General features: G+C 37.2%; 16 protein-coding genes. 3 read left to right on the forward strand and 13 right to left on the reverse strand.

What is annotated here, in order from left to right; translation table 11 throughout:
• Window positions 1–241 precede the first annotated feature (241 nt).
• From DEU40_RS03910 to DEU40_RS03945, 8 genes are all read right to left on the reverse strand, one after another.
• On the reverse strand, window positions 242–472 hold the full coding sequence (locus tag DEU40_RS03910; protein ID WP_146207826.1) for a hypothetical protein: 231 nt from the start codon (window positions 470–472) through the stop codon (window positions 242–244).
• Between the two features lie 1262 nt (window positions 473–1734).
• Window positions 1735–3093, reverse strand: a complete 1359-nt coding sequence (locus DEU40_RS03915; protein ID WP_110008628.1) for a M20/M25/M40 family metallo-hydrolase — start codon at window positions 3091–3093, stop codon at window positions 1735–1737.
• 3 nt (window positions 3094–3096) lie between these two features.
• Window positions 3097–4455 carry a M20/M25/M40 family metallo-hydrolase gene (locus tag DEU40_RS03920; RefSeq protein ID WP_110008629.1) on the reverse strand — a complete coding sequence of 453 codons (1359 nt, stop codon included), beginning with the start codon at window positions 4453–4455 and terminating at the stop codon, window positions 3097–3099.
• A 2-nt stretch (window positions 4456–4457) separates the two neighbouring features.
• Complete coding sequence (locus DEU40_RS03925; protein ID WP_110008630.1) at window positions 4458–5861, reverse strand: M28 family peptidase; 1404 nt, start codon at window positions 5859–5861, stop codon at window positions 4458–4460.
• A gap of 54 nt (window positions 5862–5915) precedes the next feature.
• Entirely contained in the window at window positions 5916–7160 is a 1245-nt protein-coding gene (locus DEU40_RS03930) for a DUF1015 domain-containing protein (RefSeq protein ID WP_110008631.1), read from the reverse strand.
• A gap of 2 nt (window positions 7161–7162) precedes the next feature.
• Window positions 7163–8128 carry a D-2-hydroxyacid dehydrogenase gene (locus tag DEU40_RS03935; RefSeq protein WP_110008632.1) on the reverse strand — a complete coding sequence of 322 codons (966 nt, stop codon included), beginning with the start codon at window positions 8126–8128 and terminating at the stop codon, window positions 7163–7165.
• Window positions 8129–8251: 123 nt separating this feature from the next.
• The gene (serC, locus tag DEU40_RS03940; RefSeq protein ID WP_110008633.1) at window positions 8252–9316 is read right to left on the reverse strand and encodes a 3-phosphoserine/phosphohydroxythreonine transaminase; all 1065 of its coding nucleotides are present in this window, start codon (window positions 9314–9316) and stop codon (window positions 8252–8254) included.
• Window positions 9317–9422: 106 nt separating this feature from the next.
• Window positions 9423–9773, reverse strand: a complete 351-nt coding sequence (locus DEU40_RS03945; protein ID WP_002980006.1) for a 4Fe-4S binding protein — start codon at window positions 9771–9773, stop codon at window positions 9423–9425.
• 59 nt (window positions 9774–9832) lie between these two features.
• Here DEU40_RS03945 and DEU40_RS03950 point away from each other — a divergent pair, with 59 nt between their 5' ends.
• Genes DEU40_RS03950 through DEU40_RS03960 form a run of 3 tightly spaced genes read left to right on the forward strand, consistent with a single transcriptional unit; the run spans window position 9833 to window position 12078 of the window.
• Entirely contained in the window at window positions 9833–10867 is a 1035-nt protein-coding gene (locus tag DEU40_RS03950; RefSeq protein ID WP_110008634.1) for an acyl-CoA reductase, read from the forward strand.
• A 47-nt stretch (window positions 10868–10914) separates the two neighbouring features.
• Window positions 10915–11349 (forward strand): peptidylprolyl isomerase, encoded by a 435-nt coding sequence (locus DEU40_RS03955; RefSeq protein ID WP_228406440.1) that lies wholly within the window; start codon window positions 10915–10917, stop codon window positions 11347–11349.
• 39 nt (window positions 11350–11388) lie between these two features.
• Window positions 11389–12078, forward strand: a complete 690-nt coding sequence (locus DEU40_RS03960; protein ID WP_110008636.1) for a Bax inhibitor-1 family protein — start codon at window positions 11389–11391, stop codon at window positions 12076–12078.
• Between the two features lie 550 nt (window positions 12079–12628).
• On the opposite strand, the gene DEU40_RS03965 is transcribed toward DEU40_RS03960, so the two are convergent.
• The 5 genes from DEU40_RS03965 to DEU40_RS03985 form a co-directional block, all read right to left on the reverse strand.
• The gene (locus DEU40_RS03965; RefSeq protein WP_002980002.1) at window positions 12629–12877 is read right to left on the reverse strand and encodes a DUF6952 family protein; all 249 of its coding nucleotides are present in this window, start codon (window positions 12875–12877) and stop codon (window positions 12629–12631) included.
• A complete protein-coding gene (locus DEU40_RS03970) occupies window positions 12877–13185 on the reverse strand; it encodes a thioredoxin family protein (RefSeq protein ID WP_062670320.1) in 309 nt (102 codons plus the stop codon). The genes DEU40_RS03965 and DEU40_RS03970 overlap by 1 nt, the downstream gene beginning before the upstream one ends.
• Window positions 13186–13311: 126 nt before the next feature.
• Entirely contained in the window at window positions 13312–13944 is a 633-nt protein-coding gene (locus DEU40_RS03975) for a peroxiredoxin (RefSeq protein ID WP_002980000.1), read from the reverse strand.
• A gap of 149 nt (window positions 13945–14093) precedes the next feature.
• On the reverse strand, window positions 14094–17033 hold the full coding sequence (locus DEU40_RS03980) for a M16 family metallopeptidase (RefSeq protein ID WP_110008637.1): 2940 nt from the start codon (window positions 17031–17033) through the stop codon (window positions 14094–14096).
• A 34-nt stretch (window positions 17034–17067) separates the two neighbouring features.
• Entirely contained in the window at window positions 17068–18261 is a 1194-nt protein-coding gene (locus DEU40_RS03985) for a pyridoxal phosphate-dependent aminotransferase (RefSeq protein ID WP_110008638.1), read from the reverse strand.
• Window positions 18262–18377: the final 116 nt, after the last annotated feature.

Consider the following 18377-nt stretch of genomic DNA (forward strand, 5'->3'; position numbering starts at 1 on the left):
ATTGTATCGAGTTTGCAATTGGGATTTTGTATATAATCCCCGTTCATATTCAGAGACAACTTGTCGTTTGAATGCCTCACTGTATTCTTGGACAGGGGACGATGTTTTTTTTAGATTCATAAGGATGACTAATTTTATGGTTTTTTAGTCAACCTTTTTCAGGACGAGACATCGTAAACAAAAACCGCCCCCAAACAGGGCGGTTTTCTCAGTAAAATAAATTGAAAAGTTATATGTTCTGTTATCTTTTCTTGATCTTGGTTCCGGCCAGGGAACTGATGAATACAAGGCCAAACCCGATATAAGCGGCAAATGCCGTCAGGTATATAATTAAGCTGTTAAAGCTAGGTTTTAAGGCGTATACCAACACTGAAAATGCAGCAAAACTTAACACCAGCATTAGGCTCCATATATGCAATTTTGCAGCATCTTCATTTCTCTTAAAAATCATTTCAAAAAAGGCTCTCATCATTACTAACATTTTAAGGGTTATACATTAATTTATAGCATAAAGGCGCACTCATCACGGTAAAAAGAATATATTCCTTTACTGGGCTAAGGTTCACGATGACTTTGCCATTTATTTATATCGCAATACCGGGCTGAAAGTCCGGGATATTTTTGTTTTTTTTGAATCAATCAATGATTCCTGGTTATTGTGATACCAGTCAGATACGGGTGCAAAACTGCTGTGAAAAACTAACGGGGGTTAATTAATCACGAGCCCGTATCTTTTACGGCATCGTAGAAAAAAAAGGATTCATATACTAGATATGAACTTGAATCAGTGGAAAAACTGAAAATCCACAGAAAACCTTTTTTCTCATCCTTAGTGTTTTTTTAATTTTTTCTCAAGAAATAACATGCTAATATCATGCCAAAGTTCGGAATTTGCGATTAACACTTTGTTTCACAGGATTGATGAGAGCAGTGGTGAAGCGTTTTTTCTTCTGTTATTTCCTTAAACATAGAAAAATTTTCTATTTTTTAAAGCTAATGCTAATGAACGAAGAAAATATTACGGACGAGAAGTGTTTTTATGTATTTAAAATAAATCACGAATAACGCAAATGTTTTTTGCACAAATTTCACAAATACAACAGACAGTTAAAAAAAAATTGGCTAAGATCATTCGCATCCTGTAATATCAATTATTCAGTTCGTGTTATTCGTGAAAACATTTGTGACATTTGTGTTTAATTTTAAAAACCACAAGTAACACAAATATTCTTTCACAAATAAAACAGATAAATATATATAAGCATCCGTGTCAATCTGTGGAATCAAAGGGATACTTATAATTTCCAGCTAAAGCCGTTTTAAAGGTATCCATAAAATATAAAACAGGCTTCCTTCGTCTACGCTCTGGATTACTGCCATTCCTATTGATGTTAGTGAGTTCGTGTTATTCGTGAAATCATTCGTGTCATTTGTGTTTAATTGTAAGAACCACAAGTAACACAAATATTCCTTCACAAATAATACAAATAAATTACACGCAATCATCCGTGTCAATCTGTGAAATCAGTGGTTATAAAAATCTTAAGTTTAGGTTAAGCCCCATTCCTTTTGAATTTGTGTTATTTGTAAAATCATTCGTGTCATTTGTGTTTAATTGTAAGAATCATAAATACCACCAATATTTTTCACAAATTTCACTAATGGAATACTGTGAAATTTATTATGCATTACTATTAAAATAAAAAACCGCCTTTAGAAAGACGGTTTCATATTTTACCAGTTTTTATCAATCATATAAATAATCTGAGTCAAAGCAGTGGCTCCCAATAAAAGCTCTCTTCGGTTCACCTTTTCAAAAGTATCTTCTTCTGTGTGGTGAATATCGAAATATCGCTGCGAATCCGGCATCAGCTCAGCGGCGGGAATTCCCATGTCGTGAAGCGGATAAAGGTCTGTTCCTGAAAACCGCTCTTCAAAATTATAAACTCCGTAAGGAAGAAAAAGATTCGACCAGCTTTTAATCTGATTTCTTTTCGCATCATCCATATCCAGGGCAATACCTCTTGGGGCAAAGCCTCCGGCATCGGATTCAATAGCAAAAAGATGTTTTTCGTTTTTCTCTTTTACCGTTTTACCATACTGGATTCCGCCTTTTACCCCGTTTTCTTCATTGGCGAAACAGACAACCCTGATGGTGTGGTTATTCTGAATACCCAGCTTTTTAAAGGTTCTTAAAACCTCAATACTTTGTACAATTCCGGCTCCGTCATCATGGGCTCCTTCACCTACATCCCAGGAATCAAGGTGTCCGCCGACAACAATAACACTCTGGTCTTTTTTACCTGTGATTTCTCCAATAACAGAGTGGGAGAGCTTTTCTCCTTTCATTCCGCAGTTGGAGTTTAGTTTTGCATTAACTTTCTGTTTTTTCAGTAAACCTTCCAGTTCATCTGCAGTTGTGCTTCCGATGGCTACCGCAGGGATTTTGGAAACTTTGTCTTCATAACGCATTGCTCCGGTGTGAGGCACATCATCAAAAGCAGAGGACAGTGATCTTACGATGGCAAATTTGCCTCCTTTTTTAGCGGTTAAAGAAGCGGCGGTAGTTCTGTATTTGGCAGCATCACCATAGGCTTTGAAAGTCTCTACAAATGACTGGCTGAAAGGGTAGTTGAAGAACACGATTTTATCTTTCACTTTTTCAGCAGGAAGTCTGTCATATTCTTCCATAGATTTTACCATGATGATTTCTCCCGAAACATCTTTTCCTCCTGTTCCTTCAGAATTCCCAAGGGAAAGCATTTTAAGGCTTTTCCATTTTCCGTTGGGAGTCTGGATGTTCAGAGATTCTTTTCCTCTTACCCAAACCGGGATCATGACTTCCTGAAGCCATACTTTGTCAGCTCCGGCATCACGAAGTTTCTGTTCTGCCCATTTTACAGACTTTTCATAGGCTTCGGATCCGCTTAAGCGGTGGCCTATATTTTTTGTAAGCTCTCTAAGCTCTGTATATCCTTTTCCGTTGTTCAGGATTTCTGTAGAGATTTTTCTGAACTGGACTGAATCTTCTTTAGACTGGCCAAATGCAGCCATTCCAAAAAGTAATAATGAAGTTCCTAATATCTTTTTCATTGTTTACCAATTTTTGTCAATCATATAAATAAGTTGTGTCATTACCGTAGAACCCAATAATAATTCTCTTCGGTTGATTTTTTCAAATGTGTCTTCTTCGGTATGGTGAATATCAAAATAACGTTGCGGATCAGGAACGAGTTCAGCTGTAGGAACTCCCATTTCGTGAAGGGGGGCAATATCCGACCCTGAATATTTTCCTTCAAAGTTGTAAACGCCATAAGGCAAAAACAGATTCACCCAGCTTTTGATCTGGTTTCTTTGAGGTTCATCCATTTCGAGGGAAATTCCGCGTGGTGAAAAACCTCCGGCATCAGATTCAATGGCGAAAATATGTTTCTCGTTGTTTTCTTTGACTGTCTTACCATATTGTTTTCCGCCTTTTGTTCCATTTTCTTCGTTGGCAAAACAAACGGCGCGGATCGTATGATTATTCTGAATCCCTAATTTTTTAAATGTTCTTAATACCTCAATGCTCTGCACAATTCCGGCCCCGTCATCATGGGCTCCTTCGCCTACATCCCAGGAATCAAGATGTCCGCCGACAACAATAATATTTTGGTCTTTTTTACCTGTAATTTCACCAATAACAGAGTGGGAAAGCTTTTCTCCTTTCATACCACAGTTGGAATTGAGTTTAGCCGTAACCTGATGATGCTTTAATAATGCCTCAAGTTCATCAGCTGAGGTATTTCCGATTGTTATGGCTGGTATTTTGGAAATATTTTCGTCATAACGCATGTTTCCTGTGTGCGGAATATCATCAAAAGCAGAGGAAAGAGACCTGACGATGGCAAATTTTCCTCCTTTTTTAGCCGTTAATGAAGCGGCAGTTCTTCTGTAGGGGTTTGCATCACGATAAGAAATGAATGTCTGTACATTTTCCTGACTAAAAGAATAGTTGAAAAACACAATTTTATCTTTCACTTTTTCAGCAGGAAGTCTGTCATATTCTTCCAGTGATTTTACCATGATGATTTCTCCGGAAAGATCTTTTCCTCCGGTTCCTTCAGAATTTCCAAGGGAAAGCATTTTTACACTTTTCCATTTTCCATTAGAAGTTTTAATCTGTAATGATTCTTTTCCTCTTACCCAAACCGGAATCATCACTTCCTGAAGCCATACTTTATCAGCTCCGGCATCACGAAGTTTCTGTGCCGCCCACTGAACTGATTTTTCATACGCTTCTGACCCGCTGAGACGGTTTCCTATAGTTTTGGTAAGTTCTCTCAGTTCATTGTATCCTTTTCCGTTGTTCAGAATTTCTGTGGAGATTTTTCTGAACTGGACAGAATCTTCTTTAGACTGACCAAATGCGGCCATTCCAAAAAGAAGTAATAAAGTTCCTGTTATCTTTTTCATGGTTACCAGTTTTTATCAACCATAAAAATCATCTGTGTTATGGCGACAGCTCCAAGAAGAAGCTCTCTTTTATTTACTTTGTCAAAAGTATCCTGTTCGGAGTGGTGATAATCAAAATATCTCTGGGTGTCTACCACAAGCTCTGCTAAAGGAATATCCAGTTTTTTCAAAGGCGAAATATCCTGAATGGCTTCTGTCTGGTCAAAATCATAGACGCCATAAGGCAGAAAATATTCTTTCCAGGGATAAACCAGTCTTCTTCTCTGCGGGGACATATCTAATGAAAACCCACGGGGAGAATATCCTCCGGCATCAGTTCCTAAGGCAAATACGTGTTTTTCGTCTTTCTTTTTTACATATGCTGCATACATCTCACGACCTTGCCCTCCGTTTTCACTGTTGGCATACAAAACTACACGGATGGTGTGGTTGTTTTCATATCCAAGTGCTTTGAGTGTTCTTAACACTTCGATGCACTGCACAACGCCAGTTCCATCATCTACTGCACCTTCACCAATATCCCACGAATCCAGCTGAGCACCTAAAACAATTACTTTAGAATCTTTTTTACCTCCAATTTCAGCAATGATATTGGGATTTGTAGTGTCACCTTTTGATTCGGCGGTCATATTGATTTTAGCTGTGACTTTTTGTTTCTTTAAGGTTTTCTCCAATTCGTCTGCAGATCTTACACCAATTGATAAAGCTGGAATTTTAACTTTATCATCTGGTTCGTAATAGATCATTTTGGCATGAGGAGTGTCATCATTGGCTGTTGTCAGTGACCTTATAATTAAGGCTTTTGCACCTGTCTTGGCAATTACTGAAGCGGAAATTAATTTTGATTTTGCTGCCTGTAAATAAGAATCGCTTGTATTGATAACTCTTGGGTCCATAGGAACATTTACAAAAACTATTTTGTCTTTTAACTGTCCCAGCGACATGGCATTAAGTTCTGATGTGGAATTGATTAAAACAACTTCACCTGTCAGATCTTTTCCTCCTGTTCCTTCAGAGTTTCCGAAAGAAAGCATTCTGATATTTTTCCAATCTCCATTTCCGGCTTTGATCTGTAAAGATTCTTTTCCTCTGATCCAGACCGGTGCTTTAGCTTCCTGTCTCCAGATCATATTAATACCAATTTCTTTGAACTTTTTTTCAGCCCATTCTACAGCTTTTGCATACCCGGGAGTGGCGCTGAAGCGGGGACCGATTCTTTTGGTAAGTTCTCCGAGATTATCATAAGCGGTACCGTTGGTCATAATTTCATCTGAAATTTTTCTGAACTCATCGTGATAATTAAATCTGGCAACAGTACCTTTTTTTGCCGGGCCTTTTTGTGGTTTTTTTTGAGAAAATAAAAATCCACTCAAAAAGAGTGGAAGTATAATGAATATTTTTTTCATTTATTATTTACTTATCTTTTCCATTGATAAAAGTAGGAAAAAAATAGTAATTTATTAAGGTTTCATGTCGTACATTAACAAGGCTGTAATTAATTTTGGCTCAATAAATGTACATTTTGGAGGCATACTTAATTTCAGGTCTGAAATTTTAATCATATCATTAAAACTTACAGGATAAATTCCAAAGCCAACTTTACCTTCACCATTGTCTACTTTTTCTTTCAAAAGATTGATTCCGTTGATGTTGGAAGTTCCTTTTACATATGAAATAAGTTCAGAGCTGTCCGGATCTTCAATTTTAAGGATATTTTTGAAAATATATTTGTCCAAAAGGTGGTGATCCAGGTTATCCAGAGACATTTCTTTCGAACGGAGATCGTGCTTTACGTGAAGAGAGTAGAATTTCCCATCCATATACATTGAGATATGGAATTTCTGAGAAGGGTAGTACGATGTTTCTCCTTTTTCGTGAATCAGGAAATATTTTTCAAGTTCCTTCAGGAAATCTTCCGGAGAAATACCATTCAGGTCATGTAAGATTCTATTGTAATCATGAATCTTTATCGACTGGTTGGAAACAATGAAACTATATACAAAGTTGTAATGCTCTGTACCATTATGTTTCTTGTTTTTCTCCTTATGGTATTTGGCGTTCATTGCTGTAGAACCAATTCTGTGGTGCCCATCGGCAATGTAGAACGAATCTATCTGATCAATCACTTCTTTAAATTGTTGTAGCTTCAGACGATTGTCTATTCTCCAGATTTTATGTCTGATACCCATAGAATCCACATGGTTGAAGATAGGAACATTTTTTTCTTCATGATTCATCAGCAATTCAATTTTTGAATTGGCAGGGTAGGTAAGAAGTACAGGTTCTGCCTGCAGATTTACTTTTTCAAGGTAGTGAGCCAGTTTTTCTTTTTTCTGCGGGATGGTACTTTCATGTCTTTTGATTTTTCCATTCCAGAAATCTTCGATACTTGCCAATCCCAGAAGTCCTCTGAACATCTGTTTGTTGGGATAGATCTGCTCATAAAGATAGTAGGATGAATTGTCCTGGACCAATTTCTTTTCTTCCAGAAGTTCTTCAAATGTAGAACGGATCTTTCGCAGGTTCCGGTCAATATCTTTAGATTTACTTACAACATAGGGTTTAATCATATTGATGTAAGTATTTTCAACTTGAGCTTTCTCCGCAATCTCTTCCTGGGTGAAATTATCCAGTGGATGGGTAGGGAAAGTACTCTCAAAGTCTCTATGAGGTCTTATTCCACGGAAAGGTTTAAAAACAGGCATATTTATCTTATAGTTTCTTTTTGTAGCTTAATAATTTGTTCTGCAAGTTCGATACCGATTTTCTCTTGCGCATCCACTGTATTGCCTCCTACATGAGGGGAAAGTGATAATGCAGGATTCATCAGTAAAGGCAGTTCCGGATTGGGTTCGTTTTCAAAAACATCCAGTGCCGCTCCGGCTACTTTTCCCGACTCGATAAAATCGATAAGTGCCACTTCATTGATGACACCGCCTCTTGCAGTATTTACAATATAGACTCCATCTTTCATTTTTTCAAACTGAGGGGTGTCTATAATATACTCATTCGTTTTCGGCGTATTGATACTGATAAAGTCTGCATCTTTAAGGAATGCATCTATATCATTGGTGGAAGTGATTTCAAAGTTCACAGACTGTCCGTTGAAGAAGTTCAATGTAAGAACTTCTGTTTTCGGGCTTCTGGTCAGAACAGTTACTTTCATTCCTAAAGCGATTCCTATTTTTACAACTTCCTGGCCAATACTTCCAAAGCCGATTACTCCTAATGTTTTTCCTGAAAGTTCATACGCATTACTGAAAGACTTTTTCATGGCGTTGAAATGAGTTTCTCCTTCCAGAGGCATCAGTCTGTTGGATTCGTGAAGGAATCTTGCCAGTGAAATAAAGTGGCCAAAAACAAGTTCTGCCACTGATTTTGAGGATGCTGTGGGGGTGTTGATTACTTTAATGCCTTTACTTCTGGCATATTCCACATCAATATTATCCATTCCGATACCGCCTCTTCCAATGATTTTAAGGCCGGGGCACGCATCAATCAGATCCTGTCTCACTTTCGTTGCACTTCTTACCAGAAGAACATCCACATTATTATCGTTGATAAAATTAATAACGTGATCCTGAGCCACTCTATTGTCCAGAATTTCAATTCCGGCTTCTTTTAAAGTGTGTTCTCCTGCTTTTGAAATTCCGTCGTTTGCTAAAACTTTCATGAATTATTTGATTTAAAGATTGAAAGAATTGCCATTTCAACATTTTAAAACTGGGGCGCAAATTAATAAATTTTAATGAACTGCCTTTAATTCTTTCAATCTTTGAATTTTTTACTATTTAATTTATTTGAAAGACTTCATTACATCTACCAAAACCTGTACGCTTTCAATAGGCAGAGCGTTGTATAAACTTGCTCTGTAACCGCCAAGACTTCTGTGTCCGTTTAAGCCGCTGATCCCTGCTGCTTTCCATGCATTGTCAAATTCTTCTTTCTTGCTTTCATCTGTAATTTTGAAAGAAACATTCATTAGCGAACGGTCTTCTTTTACGCAGAAAGTTTCAAATAACGGGTTGCTGTCGATTTCATCATATAAAAGCTTAGCTTTAGCTTCATTTCTTTGTTCTGCAGCAGCGATTCCTCCGTTTCTTTCAAGATACTGAAGGGTAAGCAAAGAGGCATATACAGGAAATACCGGTGGCGTATTGTACATGGATTCCTTAGCAATGTGCTGGGAATAATCCAGAATAGAGAACATATTTTCTCTTCCTGTTTTACCAAGAATTTCTTTTTTAATAACCACTAAAGTAACTCCTGCAGGTCCCATATTCTTCTGAGCACCGGCATAGATCAGATCAAATTTTGAAAAATCCAGCTGTCTTGAGAAAATATCAGAACTCATATCACATACCATCAGCGTATCCACTTCAGGGAAAGATTTCATTTGAGTTCCGTAGATGGTATTGTTGGAAGTACAGTGAAAATAATCGTATTCTGAACCAACAGTATAGTCTTTAGGAATAAAAGAATAATTTTCTTCTTTTGAAGAACCTACCACATCTACCGTTCCTACTTTTTTAGCTTCTTTGATGGCTCCTGCTGCCCATGTTCCTGTATCCAGGTAAGCGGCTTTTCCACCTACTTTCATCAGGTTGTAAGGAACCATTGCAAACTGCAGGCTAGCTCCGCCTCCTAAATAAAGTACCTCATAATCATCACCAAGATTCATCAATCTTTTTACAATGGCACGCGCTTCGTCCATTACCGCAACGAAATCCTTGCTTCTGTGAGAAATTTCAAGAAGAGACAATCCGATGCCGTTAAAGTCAAGGATAGCCTGTGCTGATTTTTCAAATACCTCCTGTGGTAAAATACATGGTCCTGCGCTGAAGTTGTGCTTTTTGTTCATATTTTTATTTTTTGGGTGCTTTGGGATTTCAATATCCTTCAGCTTTATTTTGATTTATTGGATTTTGGGTCAAAAAAACCGCCTCACGGAAATGAGACGGAATTTTTTATTCGCCGTGTAAGAATGCTTTTTTATTAAGAAGAGCTTCTTCAGATTCTACATGATCTTCGTCTGGCACACAGCAGTCTACCGGACATACAGCTGCACACTGAGGTTCTTCGTGGAATCCTTTACATTCTGTACATTTATCTGTTACAATGAAATAGACATCATCACTTACAGGTTCCTGTGGTGCATTGGCATCTACAGTAAGTCCGGACGGCAGAGTAATTGTACCTTGAAGAGCCGTACCGTCAGAAGCTTTCCAATCTACAGCTCCTTCATATATTGCATTGTTTGGGCATTCAGGTTCACAAGCCCCACAGTTAATGCATTCATCAGTTATTTTAATAGCCATCGCTAATTTTTTTTAAATTTGCACAAAATTACAAAATTTTACCCAATTTTAAAGTAATTATGAATACCGAAAATCAAGTTTTAGGACTTATTAAATTAAGTGATTATATAAAAGCGTTTTTAGCGAAGAAACCAGAAGATCACAATGAAGATGATTCTGATATTGAATTATTGTTGAAAAGGTCTGAAATAGAGAACCCGTGGTTTACTATTGATAATCAGAAATTTGCTTTACAGCAATGGACAGATCTTCTGACTGAAGAAAACATCAAAAACTGGCTTGGAAATTATTCAATCTCTAAAATTTCAAAAAGAGTTGGACTTATTTTAGCCGGAAATATTCCTTTAGTAGGGTTTCATGATGTAATTTCTGTAATTCTGGCCAACCATATTCCTGTCATTAAGCTGTCTTCAAAAGATAAGTATATGATTCCGTTTTTATTGAAGAAATGGAATGAGTTTTCCAATGAAAATGTAGCTTTTGAGTTTGTTGAAAAATTAGAGAATTTTGATGCTGTTATTGCAACAGGAAGTAATAATACAGCGAGATATCTGGAATATTATTTCAAGAATCATTTGAGTATCATCCGTAAAAACAGGACTTCAATTGCTGTTTTGAAGGGTGATGAGACAAATGAAGAACTGCAGCTTTTAGCAAAAGATATTTTCCAGTATTTCGGATTGGGATGCAGAAATGTAACGAGGATTTTTATTCCGCAGGATTTTGTGATTGACAGGCTGTTTGAAAACTTCTTAGGCTTTCAGGATATTATCAATCATAACAAATATGCCAACAATTATGATTATAACAGAGCGGTTTATCTTTTAAATCAGGATAAATTCTGGGATAATAATTTTGTGATGCTTAAAGAGGATGATAAACTGTTCAGCCCGCTTTCTGTAATCAATTTCAGCAGGTATGAATCATTGGATGATGTGAAAAGCTTTATTGCAGAAAATGAAGAAAATATTCAGTGCGTTGTGGCAAAAGAAGAGTTGGAAATGAATGCGATTCCTTTTGGTGAAGCGCAAAATCCGGGACTTGATACTTATGCTGATAATGTAGATACAATGAAATTTTTAGAACTGGTCTGATTTTCGTATCTTCCATCACTTATTTCACCAGAACAAAAATGAATACTATGAAAAAATTATTGCTGGGACTTGCTCTTGTGGGGGCACAGCTGGTTTTTGCGCAGAAAGTAACAGGTGCAAAGGTTGAAAACAGTCCCAAAAAAGAACAGCAGGCTTCCATAAGTAAGGAAAAGATCAGTTTATATAATGATAATTTCCAGAAGTTCGTTGTAGCTTTGCAGGCTTCAGACCGGAAGGCTATTGATGGATTGATTTCTGAGAAGGTAAAGGAAATCGTGACGGATGATGTTCTTAAGAAGGTCAAAGATGATATTGATCCCAACAAAAAACTTGAAGTCTTAAAGGCCGGATATTATAAAACAATGGACGGAATCAATCATCCGAGTATTAAATACAAATATGCAGAAGAATCTTCCAGAGAAGTTATTACCGCTGTATTTGAGGATGACGGAAAAATTCTTGGGGTATTGCCCTCGAAATAAGACTTAATTTTATTTTCGATTAACAAAAAAATATTAACTATGATGACAGATGTTTTAGTCGCTCATTCTTCGGACGTGGAGAAGGCGAATTTTTACAAGAAGACCTATTTGCATGTTGCTTTATCGATTCTTGCATTTATTGGAGTGGAAACGATATTATTAAAAACGGTTCCGGTAGAATTGATTGCGATGATGTTTGGTCAGAGATATATCTGGCTATTGATTATCGGGGTTTTCTGGCTGGCTTCTGTTTTGGCTTCTAAATGGTCGCTTTCACAAAGCAAATCTACCCAATATTTAGGACTAGGATTTTATATTCTGCTGGAAGCCATTATCTTTATGCCTCTGCTATTTATTGCAACAAATATTGAAGGTGGAGCGAATGTGATCTTCCAGGCTGCTACGTTAACTGTTGCTATGTTTGCAGGTATTTCTGCAGTGGCATTCACTTCTAAAAGAGATTTTTCTTTCTTAAGAAATATCATTGTAATCGGTGGATTTATTTCCATCGGACTGATTGTAGGAGGAATGATCTTTGGTTTTAACCTTGGACTGTGGTTTTCGGTAGGAATGGTAATTTTGGCTTCAGCTACTATTCTATATCAGACAAGCAAATTAAAGGATTCATTTGGAACCAACCAATACGTAGGAGCAGCATTGCAGCTTTTTGCTTCGATTATGCTGTTATTCTGGTATATTCTAAGTATTCTGATGAGCAGAAGAAACTAATTAATAGATCTTAGCTTTAAAATATAGTCCCGGTGATTTTTCATCGGGATTTCTTTTTTTATTTAAACACAAAATTTAAACACAAAATTTAAACACAAAGTTCACAAATGTTTTCACGAATAAACACAATTTACTAATATCAATAGGAACGGGCTTTAGCCCGTTTTACTTTAAATAAATCTTTTCCAACGGCTTCAGCCGAAACTTCTAATAATATTTAAATATATTTTGCCCACAGATTCCACAGATTAACACGGATGCTTGCGTATCTCTATTTGTGTTATTCGTGAAATCGCTCGTGTTATTCGTGTTGTAAACCAAAAACCAAAAAAATCCTGATGAAAATATCACCGGGATTTTAATGGGTTATTCTTTACAATTTTTCATACAACTTCCAGCTTCATGTGACCGGTTAAAGTCCTTTGAAGTACATTTTAAGTTGAAGTAAAAAGATTCTTAAAGAATAGAAAAAGTATAGTAATGAGGAAAACCTCAGGTATTGTGTAGTTTGTGTTTTTACATTCTTTTGGTTAAAAATAACCGAAAGATGTTATTTGTCAATTGATCCTAAAACCTTCTGAGCAAAAGAGTTTAAAGCATCTTTTTCGCTCATTCCGTTTTGCACATTCGCGTGAACTTCTAAAGCTCCACAAATGTTGGTGATCAATTCTCCTGCAACATTCAGATCTTCCTCGCTTGTTCCTCTGAATTCGCAGAAACTTTCCAGTACTTCTAGTGTTTTTTCAAGATTTTCAGGAGTCTGATTCTGATAAAACTGTCTGATTACGGGTAATTTCATTATGCTAATTCGTTAAAAAGGTTAATTAAACTTTCTGCCTGGTTAGACTGAACCTGGTTCACCAGTTCTCCGTTTTTAAAGATGGCGAAAGTAGGTAAGTTATCTACTTTTGCTAATTTTCTGCTTTCAGGAAGCTTTTCTGCATCTACATATAAAAATGGAATAGAATCATTTTCAGAGGCTAATTTTTTGAATTTCGGCTTCATGATTCTGCAGTTTCCGCACCATGTTGCGCCATATTGAACGACTACTTTTTCGTTTTCGTTCACTATATTCTGTAATGTATCTTCGGTTAATTCTGTGTACATAAGTTTATTTTTAAAAAAATAAACAATGTAACAATCTAAAAAATTGACCAATCTAACAATTCAAGAAATGACTTTTCAAATTGTTATACTGTTAGATTGTTACATTGTTATATTTAAATTAAGATATTAATTTTTTGCTAAGTATTCTGCTGTAGAAGTTCTGTCAGCTTTCATTGCTTCTTTTCCTTCTTCCCAGTTTGCAGGACATACTTCACCATGTTTCTGTACGTGAGTGTAAGCGTCGATTAATCTTAAGAATTCTTTTACGTTTCTTCCCAAAGGCATATCGTTTACCGCTTCGTGGAAAATTTTTCCGGTTTCGTCGATAAGGTAAGTTGCTCTGTAAGTTACGTTAGAACCTGTGAAAACTTCGTTTCCATCTTCATCATATTCAAAATCCTGATCAACAATTCCCAAAGTGTTAGCCAATTGTCTGTGAGTATCAGCTAAAAGCGGATAAGTTACTCCTTCAATTCCTCCGTTATCTTTTGGAGTGTTCAACCAAGCGAAGTGTACTTCGTTGGTATCACAAGATGCACCGATTACTTTAGTGTTTCTTTTTTCGAACTCACCTAAAGCCTCCTGAAAAGCGTGAAGCTCAGTAGGGCATACGAAAGTGAAATCTTTAGGGTACCAGAATAAAAGAACTTTTTGCTGGTTGTTTACTGCTTCATCAAGGATGTTGATTCTTAAATCGTCACCCATCTCAGACATTGCGTCAATTGTTAAGTTTGGGAATTTTTTTCCTACTAAAGACATAATTTTTCTGTTTTTATATTTAAATTTCTTATGCAAATATATGAAAGATTCATCTATCGAACAAACGAAAGTTGATAAATAAAATCTATAATTGTTTTTGGCGTGTTGTTAAATAAAAAAGCCCTGTTTAACAGGACTTTTTGTTTATTTTAATAACCAAATATTTCAGTTAAATTAAGTTTTTTTACTTCGCCTAATTTCTGCATATCAGCCTCATTCACTTTGTCCTGAGAAGCGACAAGACAGTAGGTGTAGTTTTTATTCTTCATCTCTTTATCGTGGAAAGAATTGATATCTGTGAAAGATAGTTTTGGAGCCTGCTCATAAACATTCTTTCTCATATCAAAGTTGTTTCCAAGCTTTTGAGATTTCAGATAAGAGAAGATGATTCCGTCCTGTGTGATTCTTTCAGAGGCAATAGATTTTTTCAATCCGCTTTTCGCTGTTTCGAATAACTGCTCAGATTTCGGAAGGGTAGTCAGGAGCTCATTCATGGCTGTTGTAGACTCATTGAATTTGTCTGCCTGTGTTCCTACATAGGCCATGATCATATCTTTGTCTGTTTTCTTGCTTGGAAGGGCAAAGTAAGAATAAGTGGAGTAGGCAAGCGCCTTAGATTCTCTGATGGTCTGGAAAACAATAGATCCCATTCCTCCTCCGAAATAGTTGTTGAATAAACTTACCGTTGGAGTAGCAGATGGATTGTATTGGTCAGAATTTCTTACCCAGAAGATTTCAGCCTGCACCATGTCATAATGGGCAAACAATACTTTGTTCTTGTCTGTCGGGATCTGTGCAAAAGTTTTAGACTTAGGCAGATCTTTCAGGGTTGCAGGAAGTTTGTGGACAGGTTTCAAAGCTGCTACCACTTCATTTCCTGATTTGGGTCCGTAATACAGTACTTTGTGTTTGAAATTGAACAGATCATGAAGAACATTAATTAAGTCTTCTGCTTTCAATGCATCAAGCTCAGCATCGCTCAGTACATTGTTGAAAGGGTTTTGAGGACCGTATTGGGCATAACTTCTCAATCCGGCCATAATTACTCCTTTATTCTGTTTTGCGTTCGCTCTGGCTTTCTTCAGCCTAACTTTGTAAGCATCAAGAGCTGCCTGATCTGCCTGACAGTTTTTGATTAAATCTTCAAATAAAGAAATGGTTTTATCAAAGTTTTCATTCAGACCTTCCAGTGATACGTAAGTTTCTTCGTTTCCTGCACTTACATTGAAGCTTGAGGCAAGTTTATAGAATTCCTTACTGATGATCTCCGAAGATTTGTCTTTCGTTCCCAGGTACTGAAGATATTCTGCTGCCAATGGAAGAATTTTATTGTTCCATTTTCCTGAATCAAAGTGGTAATACATTCTGAATAAAGCATTATCAGTATTTTTTACAGAAAGTACCTCTACATCAGCTAATTTGTTTTTAGCGATGTCTTTGTCATAATTCAACCATACCGGAGCGATAGGGTTTTCAGGCATCTCGTCGATTTTTTTAAGGAAAGGAGACTGGTCTTCTCTGTTAACGGAAACCGGAGTAATCGTTGGTTTGTCAACTTTTACAATGCTCTTGTCTTCGCCTTTTCTTTTGTAAACTGCAACGTAGTTATTGTTCTGAAGATACTTGGATACGAAATCCATGATATCTTTTTTCGTCAGTTTTGAAATTTCGTCCACATATTCCAGCGATGTTTTGTGGTCAACGTCCGAAGTAAACTCATCCATCAGAATGCTTGCTCTGGTTGAGTATTTTTCATCTTTCTGAATGATCCCTTTCTTCTCATTGTTAACGATAGACTGAATCAGGTCGTCCGAAAACTCGCCCTTTCTCAGTTTGTCAATTTCCTGAAGAAGAAGATTCTTTACTTCATCCAGAGACTGCCCTTCAGTGGGTTTACCCTGTAAAAGTAAAACGGAATAATCTTTCAATGCATAAGAACCAGCGTATGCACCCAGTAATTTCTGTTTTTTTACCAGATCAAGATCGATCAGCCCTGCCTGTCCGTTGGTAAGCATATTTCCAATAAGGTTCAGCATTCTGGCGTCTTTTGTAGAAGCTCCCGGAAATCTGAAACCAAGCATTACGTTTTCAGGATTCGGTCCTACCACTTCTTTTACAATCGGAGCAGTGATCGGTTTTTCCTGTCCAACTTTATATTCAGGGATTGCTTTAGGCTTCATATAAGAGAAAGCCTTGTCAATTTTTGCAATCACTTCATCCGGATTAAAATCTCCGGACATGATGATTCCCATGTTATTGGGAACATAATAATTGTTATAATATTCTCTGATAGCATGCAGAGAAGGGTTTTTCAGGTGTTCAATCGTTCCGATGGTCGTTTGCTTTCCATAATTGTTGTTAGGGAAAAGGTTGGCAAACATCGTATCGAAAACCTTATCTCCGTCATCATCAAGAGATCTGTTTTTTTCTTCGTATACGGCCTCAAGCTCTGTGTGGAAAAGTCTCAGAACCGGTTCCCTGAATCGTTCAGCCTGTACCGCAAGGAATTTGTCAAGAACATTCGCAGGTACATCTTCCGTGTACACCGTTTGTTCAAAAGAAGTGAAGGCATTGGTGCCATCAGCTCCCATACCGGCCATCATTTTATCATATTCATTGGCGATTGCAAATTTTGCTGCTTCTCCTGAAACCCTGTCAATTTCTTTGTAGATTTCTTTTCTTTTGGCTTCGTCCTTAGTCTGGTTATACTTTTCGTAAAGAGCATCAATCTGATCTAAAAGAGGCTTTTCTTTTGCCCAGTCTTTAGATCCGAACTGATTCGTTCCTTTGAAAAGCATATGCTCCAGATAATGGGCAAGACCGGTGTGGTCTGCAGGATCTGTTTTACTTCCTGCTTTTGTGGCAATATACGTCTGGATTCTCGGATCCTTGTTGGTAGGACTTAAAATAACCGTTAATCCGTTTTTCAAAGTGTAATACCTTGCAGAAGTAGGGTCATTGGTTACGTACCTGTACTTGTAGCCGTTCGAGGTAGCTTCTTTCCACTGGAAATCCTGGCCAAAAGCATATCCGGCAAAACTTGCAGCGGCAATACTTGTAGCGATGGTTAGTTTTTTTAACAGATTCATTGCTGTCGTTTTATTTGGGGTTATTAGTTTTTTGTTAATTGAATTTCTCTAACAAGTCTTTAATTCGTTTCATAGCCTCTCTCAGCTCTTCCTCAGAAGCGGCATAAGAGAATCTGATACATTCCGGACTTCCGAAAGAGAATCCGCCTACACATCCAACATGGGCATTTTCCAGAAGGAACATGGCAAAGTCGTCAGAATTTTTAATTTCTGTTCCATCTAGGGTTTTTCCGATATAATACGAAATATCAGGGAAGAAATAGAAGGCTGCCTTTGGAAGGACCACTTTGAATCCCGGGATTTCTTTGATCAGTTCATAGACAAGATCTCTTCTTTTTTTGAAGGCATCAATCATGTATCTGTATTCGGAAGGATCTGCTTTCAGGGCAACGATAGACGCTCTCTGGGCTACCGTATTGGCCCCGCTGGTCATCTGTCCCTGTACTTTTTCACAAGCTTTTGCCAGCCATTCAGGACATGCTGAATACCCGATTCTCCATCCTGTCATAGCGAAAGCCTTTGACATTCCGTTGATTACGGCTGTCTGTTCATAGACTTCAGGAAACTGGGCAATCGAAGTGGTATTGGTTTCATAATTGATGTATTCATAAATCTCATCAGAAATTATCGTTATCTGAGGGTATTTGGCAATTACTTTGGCGATCGATTTTAATTCATCATACGTATAATATCCTCCTGACGGATTACATGGCGAGCTGAAAAGTACCGCTTTGGTTTTTTCTGTAATAGCTTCTTCAAGCTGTTCAGCAGTCACTTTGAAATCGGTAACATACGAGGTAGGAAGTATTACAGAAGTTCCGCCCATCATTTTGACCATTTCATCATAGCTTACCCAGTAAGGTGCAGGAAGCAGAACTTCGTCACCATCATTGATGATAGCAGCCAAAACATTGATAATAGCCTGCTTAGCTCCGTTGGAAACACAGATCTGGGAAGGTTTGTATTCCAGATTATTATCCCTTTTTAATTTATAAGCAATAGCCTCACGCAGTTCCAGAAATCCAGGAACCGGAGAATAGTGGCTGTAGTTTTGATTAATGGCATCGAATGCTGCCTGTTTGATATTGTCTGGAACATCGAAATCCGGCTCGCCAAGAGTTAAACTGATCACATCTATTCCGCTGGCTTTCATTTCTCTGGCTTTGTTTGACATGACAAATGTCTGTGAGTATCCTAATCTTTTTACTCTATCTGAAAGTTTATCCATCTATTTTTTGAATTTTAACAAATATATAATAAAAACGTGGTGTGGAGGTAATAAAAATAAGGGTGTTTTAAAGATTTTTATCAGGTTTTTGTCAAATTGTCTTTTGGGTTATAAAA

The organism is Chryseobacterium sp. AG844, assembly GCF_003182335.1.
GTDB classification, from domain to species: domain Bacteria; phylum Bacteroidota; class Bacteroidia; order Flavobacteriales; family Weeksellaceae; genus Chryseobacterium; species Chryseobacterium cupriresistens.

What these genes read in the sequence shown, in the direction of transcription:
- DEU40_RS03985 (WP_110008638.1), bottom strand. Translation starts at nt 18,261, where the DNA reads ATGGATAAACTTTCAGATAGAGTAAAAAGATTAGGATACTCACAGACA.
- DEU40_RS03915 (WP_110008628.1), bottom strand. Translation starts at nt 3,093, where the DNA reads ATGAAAAAGATATTAGGAACTTCATTATTACTTTTTGGAATGGCTGCA.
- DEU40_RS03910 (WP_146207826.1), bottom strand. Translation starts at nt 472, where the DNA reads ATGATGAGAGCCTTTTTTGAAATGATTTTTAAGAGAAATGAAGATGCT.
- DEU40_RS03920 (WP_110008629.1), bottom strand. Translation starts at nt 4,455, where the DNA reads ATGAAAAAGATAACAGGAACTTTATTACTTCTTTTTGGAATGGCCGCA.
- DEU40_RS03930 (WP_110008631.1), bottom strand. Translation starts at nt 7,160, where the DNA reads ATGCCTGTTTTTAAACCTTTCCGTGGAATAAGACCTCATAGAGACTTT.
- DEU40_RS03975 (WP_002980000.1), bottom strand. Translation starts at nt 13,944, where the DNA reads ATGTCTTTAGTAGGAAAAAAATTCCCAAACTTAACAATTGACGCAATG.
- DEU40_RS03945 (WP_002980006.1), bottom strand. Translation starts at nt 9,773, where the DNA reads ATGGCTATTAAAATAACTGATGAATGCATTAACTGTGGGGCTTGTGAA.
- DEU40_RS03955 (WP_228406440.1), top strand. Translation starts at nt 10,915, where the DNA reads ATGAAAAAATTATTGCTGGGACTTGCTCTTGTGGGGGCACAGCTGGTT.
- DEU40_RS03960 (WP_110008636.1), top strand. Translation starts at nt 11,389, where the DNA reads ATGATGACAGATGTTTTAGTCGCTCATTCTTCGGACGTGGAGAAGGCG.
- DEU40_RS03965 (WP_002980002.1), bottom strand. Translation starts at nt 12,877, where the DNA reads ATGAAATTACCCGTAATCAGACAGTTTTATCAGAATCAGACTCCTGAA.
- DEU40_RS03970 (WP_062670320.1), bottom strand. Translation starts at nt 13,185, where the DNA reads ATGTACACAGAATTAACCGAAGATACATTACAGAATATAGTGAACGAA.
- DEU40_RS03935 (WP_110008632.1), bottom strand. Translation starts at nt 8,128, where the DNA reads ATGAAAGTTTTAGCAAACGACGGAATTTCAAAAGCAGGAGAACACACT.
- DEU40_RS03980 (WP_110008637.1), bottom strand. Translation starts at nt 17,033, where the DNA reads ATGAATCTGTTAAAAAAACTAACCATCGCTACAAGTATTGCCGCTGCA.
- DEU40_RS03950 (WP_110008634.1), top strand. Translation starts at nt 9,833, where the DNA reads ATGAATACCGAAAATCAAGTTTTAGGACTTATTAAATTAAGTGATTAT.
- serC (WP_110008633.1), bottom strand. Translation starts at nt 9,316, where the DNA reads ATGAACAAAAAGCACAACTTCAGCGCAGGACCATGTATTTTACCACAG.
- DEU40_RS03925 (WP_110008630.1), bottom strand. Translation starts at nt 5,861, where the DNA reads ATGAAAAAAATATTCATTATACTTCCACTCTTTTTGAGTGGATTTTTA.